This window comes from Luteibacter sp. GL_149, from assembly GCF_057834065.1.
In genome coordinates this window covers 3,204,597-3,219,975 of the sequence record NZ_CM174395.1, presented here as the reverse complement: position 1 = coordinate 3,219,975, position 15,379 = coordinate 3,204,597, and the positions used below count along the sequence as shown (strand labels likewise).

The 15,379-nt window shown below is 61.6% G+C and carries 12 protein-coding genes; 9 read left to right on the top strand and 3 right to left on the bottom strand.

Features of this window, described 5'->3' with window-relative positions:
• Positions 1-7 precede the first annotated feature (7 nt).
• The 6 genes from AC3IR3_RS14230 (at position 8) to AC3IR3_RS14205 (ending at position 7,259) form a co-directional block, all read left to right on the top strand.
• Complete coding sequence (locus AC3IR3_RS14230; protein ID WP_489193059.1) at positions 8-1,531, top strand: CoA-acylating methylmalonate-semialdehyde dehydrogenase; 1,524 nt, start codon at positions 8-10, stop codon at positions 1,529-1,531.
• The gene (locus AC3IR3_RS14225) at positions 1,531-2,718 is read left to right on the top strand and encodes an acyl-CoA dehydrogenase family protein (RefSeq protein ID WP_489193057.1); all 1,188 of its coding nucleotides are present in this window, start codon (positions 1,531-1,533) and stop codon (positions 2,716-2,718) included. Before AC3IR3_RS14230 ends, AC3IR3_RS14225 begins: the two co-directional genes overlap by 1 nt.
• The gene (locus AC3IR3_RS14220) at positions 2,715-3,512 is read left to right on the top strand and encodes an enoyl-CoA hydratase (protein ID WP_489193055.1); all 798 of its coding nucleotides are present in this window, start codon (positions 2,715-2,717) and stop codon (positions 3,510-3,512) included. Before AC3IR3_RS14225 ends, AC3IR3_RS14220 begins: the two co-directional genes overlap by 4 nt.
• On the top strand, positions 3,509-4,690 hold the full coding sequence (locus AC3IR3_RS14215; protein ID WP_489193053.1) for an enoyl-CoA hydratase/isomerase family protein: 1,182 nt from the start codon (positions 3,509-3,511) through the stop codon (positions 4,688-4,690). The genes AC3IR3_RS14220 and AC3IR3_RS14215 overlap by 4 nt, the downstream gene beginning before the upstream one ends.
• Entirely contained in the window at positions 4,687-5,577 is an 891-nt protein-coding gene (gene mmsB / locus AC3IR3_RS14210; protein ID WP_489193052.1) for a 3-hydroxyisobutyrate dehydrogenase, read from the top strand. Before AC3IR3_RS14215 ends, mmsB begins: the two co-directional genes overlap by 4 nt.
• A gap of 365 nt (positions 5,578-5,942) precedes the next feature.
• Positions 5,943-7,259, top strand: coding sequence for a carbohydrate-binding protein (locus tag AC3IR3_RS14205; protein ID WP_489193050.1), 1,317 nt, complete (start codon positions 5,943-5,945; stop codon positions 7,257-7,259).
• A gap of 56 nt (positions 7,260-7,315) precedes the next feature.
• On the opposite strand, the gene AC3IR3_RS14200 is transcribed toward AC3IR3_RS14205, so the two are convergent.
• A complete protein-coding gene (locus tag AC3IR3_RS14200; RefSeq protein WP_489193048.1) occupies positions 7,316-8,449 on the bottom strand; it encodes a Fic family protein in 1,134 nt (377 codons plus the stop codon).
• Positions 8,450-8,680: 231 nt separating this feature from the next.
• Between AC3IR3_RS14200 and AC3IR3_RS14195 the strand changes: the two genes are divergently transcribed.
• Positions 8,681-10,702 (top strand): glycoside hydrolase family 3 protein, encoded by a 2,022-nt coding sequence (locus AC3IR3_RS14195; protein WP_489225025.1) that lies wholly within the window; start codon positions 8,681-8,683, stop codon positions 10,700-10,702.
• A gap of 25 nt (positions 10,703-10,727) precedes the next feature.
• On the opposite strand, the gene AC3IR3_RS14190 is transcribed toward AC3IR3_RS14195, so the two are convergent.
• Together AC3IR3_RS14190 and AC3IR3_RS14185 are read right to left on the bottom strand one after the other, a co-directional pair.
• Positions 10,728-11,603: a bestrophin family protein gene (locus AC3IR3_RS14190; protein ID WP_489193043.1), complete on the bottom strand. Its 876-nt coding sequence runs from the start codon at positions 11,601-11,603 to the stop codon at positions 10,728-10,730.
• Complete coding sequence (locus tag AC3IR3_RS14185) at positions 11,600-12,265, bottom strand: carbonic anhydrase (protein ID WP_489193042.1); 666 nt, start codon at positions 12,263-12,265, stop codon at positions 11,600-11,602. Before AC3IR3_RS14185 ends, AC3IR3_RS14190 begins: the two co-directional genes overlap by 4 nt.
• Positions 12,266-12,439: 174 nt before the next feature.
• Here AC3IR3_RS14185 and AC3IR3_RS14180 point away from each other — a divergent pair, with 174 nt between their 5' ends.
• Both AC3IR3_RS14180 and AC3IR3_RS14175 read left to right on the top strand, forming a co-directional pair.
• Positions 12,440-13,798, top strand: coding sequence for a M16 family metallopeptidase (locus AC3IR3_RS14180; protein WP_489193040.1), 1,359 nt, complete (start codon positions 12,440-12,442; stop codon positions 13,796-13,798).
• 11 nt (positions 13,799-13,809) lie between these two features.
• Positions 13,810-15,213: a M16 family metallopeptidase gene (locus AC3IR3_RS14175; RefSeq protein ID WP_489193038.1), complete on the top strand. Its 1,404-nt coding sequence runs from the start codon at positions 13,810-13,812 to the stop codon at positions 15,211-15,213.
• Positions 15,214-15,379: the final 166 nt, after the last annotated feature.

The following is a 15,379-nucleotide window of genomic DNA, read 5'->3' as shown; positions in this document are numbered from 1 at the left end:
AAAACAGATGAACAAGTTGAGCGGCGTTGCGACCGAAGTCGCAAGCGTCAAATTATTGATCGGCGGCGCGTTCGTCGAATCGACCTCCACGCAATGGCGCGATGTCGTCAATCCGGCGACTCAGGATGTCCTGGCGCGCGTTCCCTTCGCGACGGCAAACGAAGTGGATGCCGCTGTGGCATCGGCCAAAGAAGCATTCCGGACCTGGCGCAAGACGCCTATCGGCGTGCGTGCACGCATCTTCCTCAAGTATCAGCAGCTGATCCGCGAGCACATGGGCGAACTCGCGTCGATCCTCACGGCCGAGCAGGGTAAGACGCTGCCCGATGCCGAGGGCGATGTTTTCCGTGGACTGGAAGTCGTGGAACACGCGGCAGGTATCGGCAACCTGCAACTGGGCGAACTGGCCAACAACGTTGCCGGTGGCGTCGACACCTATACGTTATTGCAGCCGCTTGGCGTCTGCGCGGGCATTACGCCGTTCAATTTCCCGGCGATGATTCCGTTGTGGATGTTTCCCATGGCGATCGCGACCGGCAATACCTTCGTGCTGAAGCCATCCGAACAGGACCCGATGGTGACGATGCGCCTGGTCGAACTCGCGCTGGAAGCAGGCATTCCCAAGGGTGTACTCAATGTCGTCCACGGTGGCGAAGAGGTCGTCAACGCCATCTGCGACCACCCCGATATCAAAGCCGTGTCGTTCGTTGGATCGACGAAGGTGGGGACGCATGTCTATCATCGTGCATCGCAGGCCGGGAAGCGCGTCCAGTGCATGATGGGTGCGAAGAATCACGCGGTGGTGCTTCCGGATGCCAACCGCGAGCAGACGCTCAACGCGCTTGCCGGCGCGGCGTTCGGTGCGGCGGGCCAGCGTTGCATGGCGGCGTCGACCGCGGTACTGGTGGGCGAGGCGCGGTCCTGGATTCCCGAGCTGGTAGCGAAAGCAAAAACCCTCCGGGTCAATGCGGGTAGCGAGTCGGGCACCGACGTCGGTCCGCTTATTTCTTGTGCGGCGCGCGAACGGGTAGAAGGCTATATCGCATCCGGCGTACAGCAGGGCGCGATCCTGGAGCTCGACGGACGTTCGCCGAGCGTGCCCGGTTATGAGAGCGGAAACTTCGTCGGACCGACGATCTTCTCGGGCGTCAAACCCGGCATGCGGATCTACGACGAAGAAATCTTCGGGCCGGTACTCGTCATCCTCGGTGCGGATTCGCTGGACGAAGCCATCGAGCTGATCAACGCCAACCCCAACGGAAACGGCACGGCCCTCTTTACGCAAAGTGGCGCCGCCGCACGTCGTTTCCAGGAGGACATCGATGTCGGTCAGGTCGGTATCAATGTGCCGATTCCTGTGCCCGTACCGTTGTTTTCGTTTACCGGGTCGCGCGCATCGAAACTTGGCGACCTCGGTCCTTACGGTAAGCAGGTCGTTCTTTTCTATACCCAGACCAAGACGGTGACGCAGCGCTGGTTCGACGACGACACGCTGCATGTCGGGGTCAACACCACGATCAGTCTGAAGTAATGGTGGCGGCCATGGACATTCACGTAACGCCGCCGCCATGGGATCTCGGTGAGGATCAGCTTGCCTTCCGCGAGGCGGCCCGGGCCTTTGCCGTGGCGGAACTGGCACCGCATGCCGCGCGCTGGGACGCGCACTGCGAATTTCCGCGCGAAGCCATCGGCAAAGCGGGCGAGCTGGGTTTTTGCGGGTTATATGTCGACGAGATAGCTGGCGGATCGGGCCTGACCCGGCTGGATGCCGCGATCGTGTTCGAAGAACTGGCAGCTATCGATCCGTCTACAGCGGCCTTTATCAGTATCCACAACATGGCGACATGGATGCTGACGGCGCATGCGCGTCCCGCGCTGAGGGACGTATGGGGACCGCCGCTCGCATCGGGCAGGAAGCTTGCTTCGTATTGCCTGACCGAGCCCGGCGCCGGTTCCGATGCCGCTTCTCTGAAGACGCGTGCCGTACGCGATGGCGATCGCTATGTTATCGACGGCGCGAAAGCATTCATCTCCGGTGCGGGTGCCACCGATGTCATGGTGGTGATGGCGCGCACGGGCGGCAACGGTGCCGGTGGCATCAGCGCGTTCGCGGTGCCCGCCGATGCGAAGGGTATCGGTTACGGTCGCAAGGAAGAGAAGCTGGGCTGGAACAGCCAGCCCACGCGCAGCGTCAGCTTCGACGGGGTGCGTGTTCCCCTCGATCATCTGCTGGGCGAGGAGGGAGGCGGTTTCAGGCTCGCCATGAAAGGCCTGGATGGCGGACGCACGAATATCGCCGCATGTTCGCTCGGCGCCGCACAGGGCGCGATCGATGCCGCGCGGCGTTACATGGGCGAGCGGCGGCAGTTCGGGAAGAAGATCGGCGAATTCCAGGCATTGCAGTTCAAGCTCGCCGACATGGCGACTCAACTGGTCGCCGCGCGACAGATGGTGCATACGGCGGCACGCAAACTCGACGCCGGCACGCCGGATGCATCCGTGTGGTGCGCCATGGCCAAGCGGTTCGCCACGGACGCCGGCTTTGCGATCTGCAACGATGCGCTGCAGATCCATGGCGGATATGGCTATATCCGCGAGTACCCGATCGAGCGGTTGCTCCGCGATTGCCGCGTGCACCAGATACTCGAAGGGACCAACGAAATCATGCGCGTGATCATTGCGCGCCACCTGCTCAACACCGAAGAGGAATTGCGATGAGTTCGCACCGCGGCACGTCCTACACGAATCTGCAGATGGAGGTCGACGATCATGTGGCGATTGTCACGATCGCCAATCCACCGGCCAACACCTGGACCCGGGACAGCCTCGCCGCGTTGCGCGATCTTGTCGTCGACCTGAACAGCGATCGCGATATCTACGCGCTGGTTATCACCGGCGAAGGCGAAAAATTTTACTCCGCCGGTGCGGATCTGAAGCAGTTCGCCGATGGCGACAAGGCGCTGGCGCGCGATGCCGCACGCCGGTTTGGCGAAGCGTTCGAAGCGTTGAGCGCATTTCGCGGCGTCAGTATCGCCGCGATCAACGGCTATGCCATGGGTGGTGGCCTGGAATGCGCGCTGGCCTGCGATCTGCGTATCGCCGAGGAACAGGCGCAGATGGCGCTTCCGGAAGCGAGCGTCGGCTTGCTTCCCTGTGCGGGCGGCACGCAGAACCTGGCGCGGCTCGTCGGCGAGGGTTGGGCCAAGCGCATGATCCTGCTGGGCGAGCGCGTCGACGCGCCCACGGCGCTGCGCATCGGCCTGGTCGAAGACGTGGTCGCCAAAGGCGAGTCGAAGAGCCGGGCAATCGCCTGGGCGAAGCAGGCGGGAAAGCAGAGTCCCACCAGTGTCGCCGCCTGCAAGAAGCTTATCCAGGCGACGCGCACGCAAACCCATGCCGCGGCCCTGGTGAGCGAGCGCGAGGCGTTCGTCGATCTGTTCGACAGCGCCGACCAGGCCGAAGGGGTCCATGCTTTCCTTGAGAAGCGCATCCCGCGCTGGGAGAACGCATGAACGACGTTGCCACTTCCACCGTCGCCGAAGGGCCCGTGCTTTTCGAGGAACGTGTAACCGCCAACGGACGGCGTATCGGTGTTGCGACACTCAATGTTCCGAAAACACTCAATGGTCTGTCGCTGGACATGGCGCGCCTGCTCGACGCACAGCTGGACGCGTGGGCGGCCGACGATCGCGTGGCCATGATCGTCCTGCAGGGCGCGGGCGAAAAAGCGTTCTGCGCCGGTGGCGATCTGCACGGCCTGTACCGTTCGATGGTCGGGTATCGCGCCAGCGGGCATGCCGATATTCGCGAGAACGACTACGCGCGCGATTTCTTTGCCACCGAGTACCGTCTCGACTATCGCATTCACACATTTCCGAAGCCGGTTCTTTGCTGGGGGCACGGCATTGTCATGGGCGGCGGCATCGGCCTGATGGCGGGTGCGAGCCACCGTGTCGTGACTGAGCGTTCCCGGCTGGCGATGCCCGAAATTACCGTCGGTCTCTATCCGGATGTGGGCGGCAGCTGGTTGCTCGATCGTGTGCCGGGTCACGCTGGTTTGTTCCTCGCACTGACGGGAGCGCCATTGAACGCCAGCGACGCGATTCATTCCGGACTGGCCGACCATTACGTGCAGGAAGTGCATTTCCGCACCATCCATGACGGACTGTCGGAGATTGCATGGGGCGACGATGCGGGCGCGAACGCAGTGCTTCTGACCTCACTGCTTCGGCTGCACTCGGAGGCCACCGTCGACGGACCATTGCAACGGCATCGCGTGCTGATCGACGAGGTGTGCGACGACGACGATCTTGATCGGGTTGTCTCCGCTATCGCCGCGATCGGGATCGACGATCCATGGCTCGATGCGGCAAAACAGGCGCTGGCCGCCGGCGCGCCCGGCTCGGCACGCCTGGCGTTCGAATTGCAGCGGCGCGGGCGCGGCATGTCGTTGGCCGACGTCTTCCGTATGGAATACGTGGTGTCGCTGCACTGCGCGGCACATGGCGATTTCGCCGAAGGCATTCGCGCGTTGCTGATCGACAAGGACCGCACGCCGCGCTGGCAGCCCATGACGCTGGGCGAGGCAACCGCCGGCTGGGCCGATGGATTTTTTGTCGCGCCGTGGCGAGAAGGCGAGCATCCGCTTGCGGATGTCGGAACGGATACGGATAAAAGGAGTCGCGTATGAATCGGGTTGCGTTCGTCGGTCTGGGCAATATGGGCGCGCCGATGGCGGCCAACCTGTTGAGGGCCGGATATGCGTTGCGTGTGTTCGATCTGAATGCGACCGCCGTCACTGCCGCGGTCGCCGTGGGCGCGATCGCCGCGACCAGTGCGAACGATGCGGTGACCGACGCGCAGATTGTGATCTCGATGTTGCCGGCCAGCCGTCATGTCGAAGGTCTCTATCTCGGCGACGACGGTCTCCTTGCGCATATTCCCGATGGCGCACTTGTGATCGACTGCAGCACCATCGCTCCCGCATCGGCGAAGAGGGTGGCCGCCGCTGCCGCGCAGCGTGGACTGGCGATGATCGATGCGCCTGTGTCCGGCGGTACGGCCGGCGCTTCCGCCGGCACGCTGACTTTTATCGTGGGTGGCGACGCGCCGGTATTGGAGCGGGCGCGGCCCGTTCTCGCGGCCATGGGCAAGAATATTTTCCATGTCGGCGATAGCGGGGCGGGTCAGGTAGCCAAGCTATGCAACAACATGGCGCTTGGCGTCATCATGGCGGTAACCGGCGAGGCGTTGGCGCTGGGCTCCGCGCATGGGCTCGATCCCGTGGTCCTCTCGCGGATGATGGCGGTGAGCACGGGACGTAGCTGGGCTACCGAGGTGTGCAATCCGTGGCCGGGCGTACTCGAGAACGCGCCGTCGTCCCGCGGTTATTCGGGTGGTTTCGGTAACGATCTCATGCTGAAAGATCTGGGGCTGGCGGCCGAGGCCGCGATGCAGGTTGGCGCGCCCATTCCGCTTGGCGAGCTCGCACGCAATCTCTATGCGATCAACAGTCAGGCGGGCAACGGCGGACTGGATTTTTCCAGCGTTCTGAAGGTGATGACGAAGGCGGTATAAGCCGCAGGACGGGACGGCCCGTTGCATCGAATCTGTCCCGTCTGTCCGTTATGCAGACAACGTTGTCATTATTCGGCAAATTGTGAAGTTCCGATTGTGTTGCGCTGCGTATGAGCATTAAGTCAGGCATGAAGCGGAGTATGGGCTGGGCCTGATCGCGTCGCACAATGAACTGTTAAATGAGGATTTACGACGACTTCTCATTTTCGATTGTCCGATATCGACAACGTTGTCATTTCGCCGTATCTCATCACGACGTTACCGCGCAAAGCGGTAACGCGAAGGGGGAGGGCGACTGCCAGCGCCGGGGGGTTATGGCTTACGCCTTGCTCTACTCATTGTCCGAGCATCGGAGGCATAACCTAATGTCGATCACATCATCGCGCGTGCGCGTTGCCGTCGCGTCGTGTACGTCCACCGCGGCCCTGGCCGTGGCGATCTCGCTCGCACTGGTCGGAGTCGCGGTTCCCACGCAAAGCGCGCATGCGCAAAGTGCGGCCTGTGCCGCGGCGTGGAATGCGTCGACCGTCTATACGGGCGGCAACACGGCAAGCGAAAACGGCACCAACTACACTGCCAACTGGTGGACGCAGGGTAACGACCCGGCGACCAATAGCGGCCCCTCGGGTTCGGGACAGCCATGGACCTCGACCGGTGCCTGCAGTGGTGGCGGTACGACTCCGCCTCCGGTCGATCCGCCGCCGCCGACCAATCCGCCGCCGGCTGCGGGAACGCTGCTCTTCAGTCCGTACAAAGACGTCACGATCAATCTCAACTGGAACACCAACCTGATGCAGACGGCCGCATCAGGTTCGGTATTGCCGCTGGTCGGCAGCGGTAGTTTCTATTCGACGGTTCAACCCAATCTCGGCGCGGTCACGCTGGCGTTCGCCAGTGGCGAATGCGGCAGCGAGAACTGGGGTGGGCTGCCCGCTGCCAGTTTCGCGGGCGCGAACATTCCGGCACTGAACAGCGCCGGCCTGAACTACGTCGTATCGACGGGTGGGCAGGCGGGCTTGTTCACCTGCTCGACAACCGCAGGTATGGCTAAATTCCTGTCGACGTACAATACCTCGCACATGGTCGGTATCGATTTCGATATCGAAGGTGGCCAGACGCCCGCGCAGCTGACTTCGCTGGTATCGATGGTGGCTTATGCGCAGACGCTGTACCCGAATCTGCGTTATTCATTCACGCTGGCAACGCTCGCCGCTTCGGACGGCAGCTATGGCGGCCTGAACAGCACGGGCGATGCCGTGATCAAGGCGATCAAGGCGAAAGGTCTCACCAATTACGTCATCAACCTCATGGTGATGGATTACGGTAGCGGCGCCAGCTCCTCGATCTGCGTCGTGGCGAACGGCCAGTGCGATATGGGCCAGTCGGCGATCCAGGCCGCGAAGAACCTCCAGCACACCTACGGCATTCCGCTGACACAGATCGAACTCACGCCGATGATCGGCGTGAACGACGCTTCCAGCGAAGTATTCACTCCCGCGAACGTCGACACGATGACGGCGTATGCGGTGGCGAACAAACTCGCGGGCATTCACTACTGGTCGCTTGATCGCGATACGCCGTGCTCCGGCAATCAGACGACCGCGTCGCCGACCTGCAACTCGGTGAGCGGCTCGACACCGGTGCAGTACACGAAGCGTTTCCTGCACGATCTGGGGCGTTAAGCGAAGCAGAGCGATGGAGTGGAATGGCTCCACTCCATCGTCTCCGCCCTGGAAGGTTATCGCTCCAGAACGAGTGCGTAGCGCGTGTTGCGTCCGCCACCGGGAAGTCGCGACATGCAACCCTTTTCCACCAGATCGGTCAGGTGCCGGGTAGCCGTTGCCTTGCTGACCCTGGTTACCGCCTGGTACTGCGATGCACTGATGCCGTTCTCGAAACCCAGCTTATCGCCGAGCAACATGCCATCCAGCATTCGGTTCAGGACTTTGATCTGATCCGCCGACAGGGCGTTATCCCGGCGACTCTGCCAGAAGCGCGATTTGGCAAGCACGCGATCGATGCGCGCGAGCGCCTGTTCAAGACTGCTCAGCAAGGTAATCAGAAACCATTGAAGCCAGATGGTGATGTCGAGCCCGTCTTTTTGTGTCGATTCGAGTGTCCGGTAATAACCTGCACGGTCGTCCAGAATGCTTGCGGACATCGCATAGAAGCGGATGGCCTGCGAATCGCCCTGCGCTAATGCCAGATCGGTGATGGCGCGAGTCAGGCGTCCATTTCCGTCGTCGAATGGATGTAGCGTCACGAACCAGAAGTGCGCTATGCCCGCCCGAAGCAGCGGATCGAGATGCGGATCGTCGCGAGTCCTGTCGAACCATTCGAGGAAAGCATCGAGCTGGTTTTCGAGACCGTTGCGCGGCGGCGCTTCGAAGTGGACTACTGGCTTGTCTATCCTTCCGGAGACTACCTGCATCGGTTCGTGGCCACGCAGTTCGCCGAAGCGTATGCGGCGGGGGAGGATCGTGTCGTCGTCGACGAATAGCAGGTGGTGCCACTGAAGAAGGCGGGCCAGAGTCAGGGGGGTGTCCTGATGCTGGGTGGCATCTATCAGGAGTTCGGCCAGGCCCTCGCTGCGACGCGTTGTTCGCCCGGTTTGCTCGAGGCCCAGGCGGCGGGCGAGCGAGGAGCGTACGGAGCCGACATTGAGCTCTTCTCCCTCGATGGCCGTAGACGTGACGATATTCTGAAGCAGGGCATCGAGTTCGTTCTGTGCGTTGCCAGCCCGGTCGATCGCGCCCACCCGTCCCAGCAGGCGGGCCTGGGTTTCGACGCAGGCGCGCAACGGCGCTGCGAGCTGGGGCATATCCCAGGTCAGTGCAGGCCAGCCGTTTTGTTGCCAGATCCAATGAGTCATATGACCGCCTCAGGGTGGATGAGCCGAATAATAGCCACATTCGGCTCATAATATGAGCCGAATGTGGCTATTATTCGGCTCATCGGTCTCATGTCTTGCTGAGATGGTAAGGGGGGCTGCGTTTTTCCCGGCCGGAATACCTACGCCATATTGCTGGATACCCCTTCCTGCCTGGATTCGATATCGGGCTAGGGTTCCGTTCGATCAAATCAATGGTCACGGAGCGTCTTCATGAGATATCGCCAGCAGCTTGCCTTCACCGTCGCCTTCATGGTCCCCGCGTTCTGCGGCATGGCCAGTGCGGATTCCCGGGCCGATACCGATGCCATGGCTCGAGAGATCGTCGATGGTATGTCCACGCGAGAAAAGATCGGTCAGAAACTCATGATGGCTTTTCGTTACTGGTGCGATGACGACGATCCATCGTGCACGTCGGGACTGACGACGGGGAACCCGGATGTCATGCGGATCGTCCGGGACAACGGTCTGGGAGGCGTCATCTTCTTCTCGGACAATGTTCAGGGCGTCGATCAGATGGGACATCTCGTCGAGGCATTCGGGCAGGCGAATTCCGCGAAGAACGTCGGCCTGCTTCTCGCGATCGACCAGGAGGGGGGGAACGTATTTCGCCTTCCGCGCGACAAGGCAACCACGTTTCCCGGCAACATGGCCCTCGCCGCGGCTTATCTCGGCAGCGGCGATGCCGGGCTTGCTGTCCGTCAGGGCGAGGTTCTTGCCGCGGAGATGGCATCGCTCGGCCTCAATGTGAACTTCGCGCCTACCGTCGACGTCAACAGCAATCCGCTGAATCCGGTCATCAATGTGCGATCGCTCGGTGACGACCCGGAGGTGGTGGGCCGACTGGGCACCGGCTTGTTGGAAGGCATGGCCAATCGCAACGTGATCGGTGTGCTGAAGCATTTTCCCGGACACGGGGATACGACGACGGATTCGCACTTCGGCCTTCCTGTCGTCGACAAGAGTAGGGAGGACGCGTTTGCCATCGACCTGGCACCTTACCGTGCGGCCTTTGCTTCGACTGTTCGGCCTGAGATGGTCATGACCGCGCATATTCAGTACGGCGCCCTCGACTCGTCACGGGTGACGACGTTAACGGGTGAGAGCATCGTCGTGCCGGCGACCATGTCCAGGACCATTCAGCGAGACATCCTGCGCGACGAACTCGGGTTCGACGGCGTGACCGTCACCGATTCTTTGGAAATGAAAGCCATTGCGAACTTCTTCGATCCGCTGGACGTTCTCATCCGCGTGTTTCGTGCCGATGTGGACATCGCGTTGATGCCGGTCGAGGTTCGGCGTGCCGCGGATGCCAGTCGCCTGTCATCGGCGATCGATGCGGTCGTGGCTGCGGTGGATAGCGGTGCGCTCGATCGCGCGGAGCTGGACGAATCCGTGCGGCGCATCGTACGTATGAAAATTCGTAGGGGAATCGCCCCTGCGACCGCATTGCGGCCAGTATCCGACACCTCGATGATCGGAAGCGAAGCGCACCGCGACGTGGAGCGGAAGATCGCCGCCGGATCGATCACGATGATCCGTAACGACGGGGACATGCTTCCCATCGCCGATCGTGCGGCGAATATCCTTATCGTCACCCCCTGGGTGGAGCAGGCAACGGCTATGCAGCGCCGCTTCGCGGAGCATGGATTCGCGCACGTTACTCATACATCGTTGGCCGCTGTGACGGATGCCGGGCTGCGACGTGCGATCGATAAAGCGGACGTCGTGCTGCTCGGCAGTATGACAACTCGCGCGGGCTCGCCTGCCACGAACTTATCCGGCGCGCGTGGGTACCCGGCGTTGTTCGACGCGGAACGCATGATGTCTCGCAGCGGATCGCTTGTTTTCAATGAAGACCAGTCCGGTTGGGCGAATGCCGGGCACGCACGCTTATCGTATGCCGGCGAAGCCGATACGTGGATGCGTCTTCGGTCCGCCATGGAGTACGTATCGCATACCGGCAGGAAGCTGATTCACGTCACTATGCGCGCACCGTACGACTCGGTCGATTTCGACGATCTTCCCGGGGCGACGCTGGCCACGTACTCCTACTTCGGCTACGAGGGCGCCTTGCGTGGCCCATCGCTACCGATGGCTGTCGATGTCGTGGTGGGCTCGCTGAATCCTAAGGGCCGGTTGCCGGTCAATGTTTACGAGCCGGCGACAGGGGGCTCGGCCGCCGTCGTGCGTTATCCGCGCGGCCATGGATTGCGTTACCCCCTGGCGGACTGAAGCCGGACTCCGTTTTGCGGGGTGGTTACCAGAGAACGCCGTCCTCGATGGCCACGGGATCGAGCCCGTGGGCTTCGCCCAATGCGTCGCGAAGATCGACTTCGATGCCGCGGGTGATAGCCGTCATGGGGACGTCGTTTTCGGTGTTTTCGAAGGGGTTCTGCATGTCGTTGCCGATCTGCAGTAGCGCGAGGAAAAGAAAACCGACCGCTGTCGAACCCAGGGGCGTGTAAAGCCCCAGCGCTTCCACCATTCCAAGCGGAAGGAGGATGCAGAAGGCATGTGTGAACAGTGCGGGGTAGGTCGCGTATTGCTGAGGGAGCGGCGTATTCTTGATGCGTTCCAGGCCGCCTTGCGCGTTGGTCAGTTCCGCGAACGTGTTCTCGACCGCGACATGCCGCATGTCGTCGACACCGGTTGTCCTTACCATCGTGGCGGTACGGGTCAGGATGGCCTGCGGTACGTTCGCGACGTCGCGCAACCGGGCGAGTTCCTCATCTGGCAATCGCGCCGCGAGCTCGTCCCAGGGTGGCTGCCTGCGCAGATGCATCCGCAACGCCTGCACATAAGCGATGTGACGATGGACCAGTAGCGTGTTCGTGGTGCCGGCGGGGAGCAGTGTGGCGACTTCGCGCGCGAACGTTCGCGACGAATTCACCATCGAACCCCAGAGTGTGCGGGCTTCCCACCAGCGTGCGTAGGCGGTGGTATTCCGGAAGCTGAGATAGACGGCGACCGCGGAACCCAGCAGGGTGAGTGGCAACGCGGGGAACTGCACCCAGTACGAAGCGAAGAAGTAATAGGCGGCTGTTACGGCGACATCCCACGCGAATAGCAGGATCAGCGGCCTGCCGACGTATCTGAGGATATGGCCGAGATGGGCGCGGCCGGGAACGATCATAGCTTCGCCTCGCGCGCAATGGCTTCGTCCAATGTGATCAGCTTGCCGGCGGCCTCGTCCAGTATGGATACCCGCCCGTGCTCGATGTCGTAGACCCAGCCCTGCAAGGCGAGGCGACGTTCGGCGAGGCCAGCCGCGACGGCAGGATGAGTCCGCAGATGCATCAATTGAAGTCGGACGTTCTCTTCGATCAATGCCTGCATGGCCTCGGAACCTTCGAGCCGTCGCGCGAAGACCGTGCTTCGGGCCGCTTCCGCATTGCGCAGCCACGCTTCCACCGTCGGCATGCCGCGAGTGGAGTCGGGGGCGAGCAGGCCCTTCATTGCACCGCAGTCGGTGTGACCGCAAACCACGATCTGACTGACGCCGAGTACCATGATCGCGTACTCGACCACCGCGGAGACGCCGCCCAGCATTTCTCCGTAGCCGGGAACGATATTGCCGATGTTGCGGCAGACGAACAACTCGCCTGGCTGCGTCTGGGTAATCATCTCGGGCACGACGCGCGAATCGGCACAGGTGATGAAGAGCGTATGTGGGGCCTGTCCTGTCGCCAGTTCGCTGAACAGCTCGGCGCTTTCCGGAAAGACCTTGTGCGTGAATGCATCGACGCCTTTCAGGAGGCCGAGCAGATCGGTGCCAGCGGGTGTTTCGGTGATCATCGTTATCGTCCTGTGCTTGGCCGTCCGCTGCCGGCATGGGTACATGATGCCTGTGTGGCGGTTAGTCCTCCATCCCCCGGGATAATCGGGCGCCGGGCGAGGGGGTCTCTTCGCACTTGCCAGTTCGCCGAGACTGTCTTATGACTGCGATCTGGATCAATGCAGGGGATCGCGATGCGTCGTTTTGGAGTAGCCGTCCTCGCGACGGTGCTGGGTCTGAGCATGGGCGCGCACGCCGCCGATGCCGACAGCTGGAAGTTGCCGATAGCGGTAAAGAAGCTCGATAACGGTCTGGTGGTGGTCGTGAGCGAAGACCACACATCGCCCGTCGTCGGGATCAGCGTCGTCTATCACGTGGGCATGCGGCTCGAACCTGAAAACCGTACCGGCTTTGCGCATCTCTTCGAACACCTGATGTTCCAGGGCACCCCGGTATCGCCCAAGGGCGTGTTCGATCGCGTAATTCAGGGAGGTGGCGGTATCAACAATGGATCCACCCGCGCCGACTTCACGAACTATATCGAGACGGGTCCCGCCACGGCGCTTGCGCCCATGTTGTGGCTGGAAGCCGACCGCATGCGTGCGCTCGATTTCAGCGAGAAGAACCTGACCAATCAGCGCGACGTGGTGAAAGAAGAAATCAGGGTCAACGTGACGAATCAGCCCTATGGCCTGTTTTACTGGACCCATCTGAATGCGCTGGCGTTCGATAAGTGGGCCAATAAGCACGATGGTTACGGTTCGTTCAAGGATCTGGACAGCGCCCGGATCGACGACGTAAAGGCTTTTCACGCGACGTTCTATCAGCCGGGCAATGCGGTGATTGGTGTGGCCGGCGACGTCGATGCGGCGCAGGTGTTCGCCCTGGTCGAGAAATACTTCGGCGATATACCGGCGCAGGCGGCACCGGCGCGTGGCGATGTATCCGAGTCGCTGAATACCAAAGAGCGCCGCACAAGCGAGACCGATTCTCTGGCGCGGGTACCGGCGCTTGCCATCGGCTGGAAGGCGCCGCCGAGAGGCAGTCGCGATCATGCGGCGATGGCGGTACTGAGCCAGCTGCTGGTCGGCGACAATGCGTCGCGGTTTTACCAGGGGCTGGTCAAGAACCGCGAACTGCTTAGCAATATCGATGGCGGCCTTAACTTCCCGCTCGGCGATGCCTGGGATTTCGATGGCCCCACGATGCTGAGCCTCTTTGCGATGTACAAACCGACGGCATCGCCCGATGCCGTTCTGAAGGGTCTGGACGAAGAAATCGCGCGCATCGATCGCGATGGGGTCGATTCGGCCTCGCTGGCACGTGTCAAAACGAAGATGCTTTCCGACTGGTACGGGCAGCTGGAGTCATTCATTAATCGTGCGGATGCGATTGCCAAGTTGCAGACCCTGTGGGGCGATGCCCGTGCGGTGAACGACGTGCCGAAACTGATTGATGGCGTCACCGCCGCCGATGTGCAGAGAGTGGCACGCACCTACCTGGTCGCCGCAAATCGCAGCGTCATCGATCGCACACCGGTCGCAGCCAAGTGAAGGGGCCGAAAATGAAAACGTTGACACTGACGGCCGCGTTTGCGCTTGCTTTTACCGGTATCGCGCAATCGGCCGAACCTGTTTTTCCGAAAGACCTGCCCCCGTACGGTGAAGCGAAGCCGCTTCCGCCATTGCCGGTCGATCAACACGTGTTGCCGAACGGATTGACGGTATGGATCGTCCCGCGCGAGGGCATGCCCAAGATTACCGCCGTATTGACGTTGCTCGGCGGTACTGCCGCCGATCCCGCCAATGCGCCGGCGGTATCCGATCTGTTTTCCGGCTTGCTCGATGCGGGTACGACCACGCGCAGTTCGCAGCAGCTGGCCGAGCAATGGCAGGCTATCGGCGGGGAATTCTCGTCGGGCTCCAGTGCCGACGCCATTACGTTGAGAGGTACCGCGCTGGCGTCGCATGCGCCTGTCTTGATGGATCTGCTCGGCGATATCGCCCTGCATGCCACTTTTCCGGATAAGGAGGTGACACTGGGCAAGGCCAATGCACTACAGGAACTGAAGGCATCGGAAGGGGAGCCGGCGTGGCAGGCTTCGCGCGCTTTCGCGACCGCGCTGTATGGCGATCATCCCTATGCCCGTATTGTTCCTACCGAAGCGTCGATCGAAGCCGCTACGCCGGCGAGCCTGCGCGCCGAGTATGCGCGGCGCGCGCGTCCGGATCGTGCGTTGCTGGTTATTGTCGGGAAGATCGATGCCGGTAAAGCGCTCGCGCTGGCCACGGCCACGTTCGGCCGCTGGAAGGCCAGCGGTGCGCCGCCCACTGAAATTCCGGTCCCCGCCGATATCCAGCCGGTACGCGTACTGGTGCAGCGCGATGGAAGCGTACAGTCCGCGATTCGCATGGGACATCCGACGGTTTCCGCAAACAACGTCGACTATGTGCCGCTGACCGTGGCAAATATGATCTTCGGTGGTTCGTTCAGCAGCCGGTTGACGGAGGATATCCGCGAGGACAAGGGTTACACCTATTCGCCGGGGTCGGTTATTACGCCGCGTCGTGCCGGTGGCGAACTCCTTGTCGTGGCCGCCGTTCGCAACGAAGTGACTGGGCCGACCCTGGACGAGGTGGACAAGCTTCTGCGCGGCATGGCCACACAGCCTGCCAGTGACGGAGAACTCGTCGGTGCGAAACGGTTGATTGCCGGGTTGTACCTCTATCGCAATCAGCAACAGCGCAGCCTTGCAAACACGCTCGCAACGACCTGGACGCATAAATTACCTGCATCGTTCGTTACCGAATACGTGGAGAAAACATCCCGGGTGACGACGGAACAGGTTACAGCGATCGGTAGTCATTATTTCGATCCTGCCTTGCAAAGCATCGTTATCGTCGGCGATGAAAAAGCCATCGATTCGCAGTTGAAGGCGCATGGAAATTTCAGGGTGATCAAGCCCTGAAGAAAAACCCCGCATTCGCGGGGTTTTTTTTCGGGAGCAATGATGCCCTTGCATCGATCGGGTACTTCGGGGCGGCGTTGCATATTGGGTATCCCCCTACCCGCTGACAGGCCCGATGCCGATAGCTCGTGAGAAGCGATGACGTAAGGATGGGGCTTATACCCCG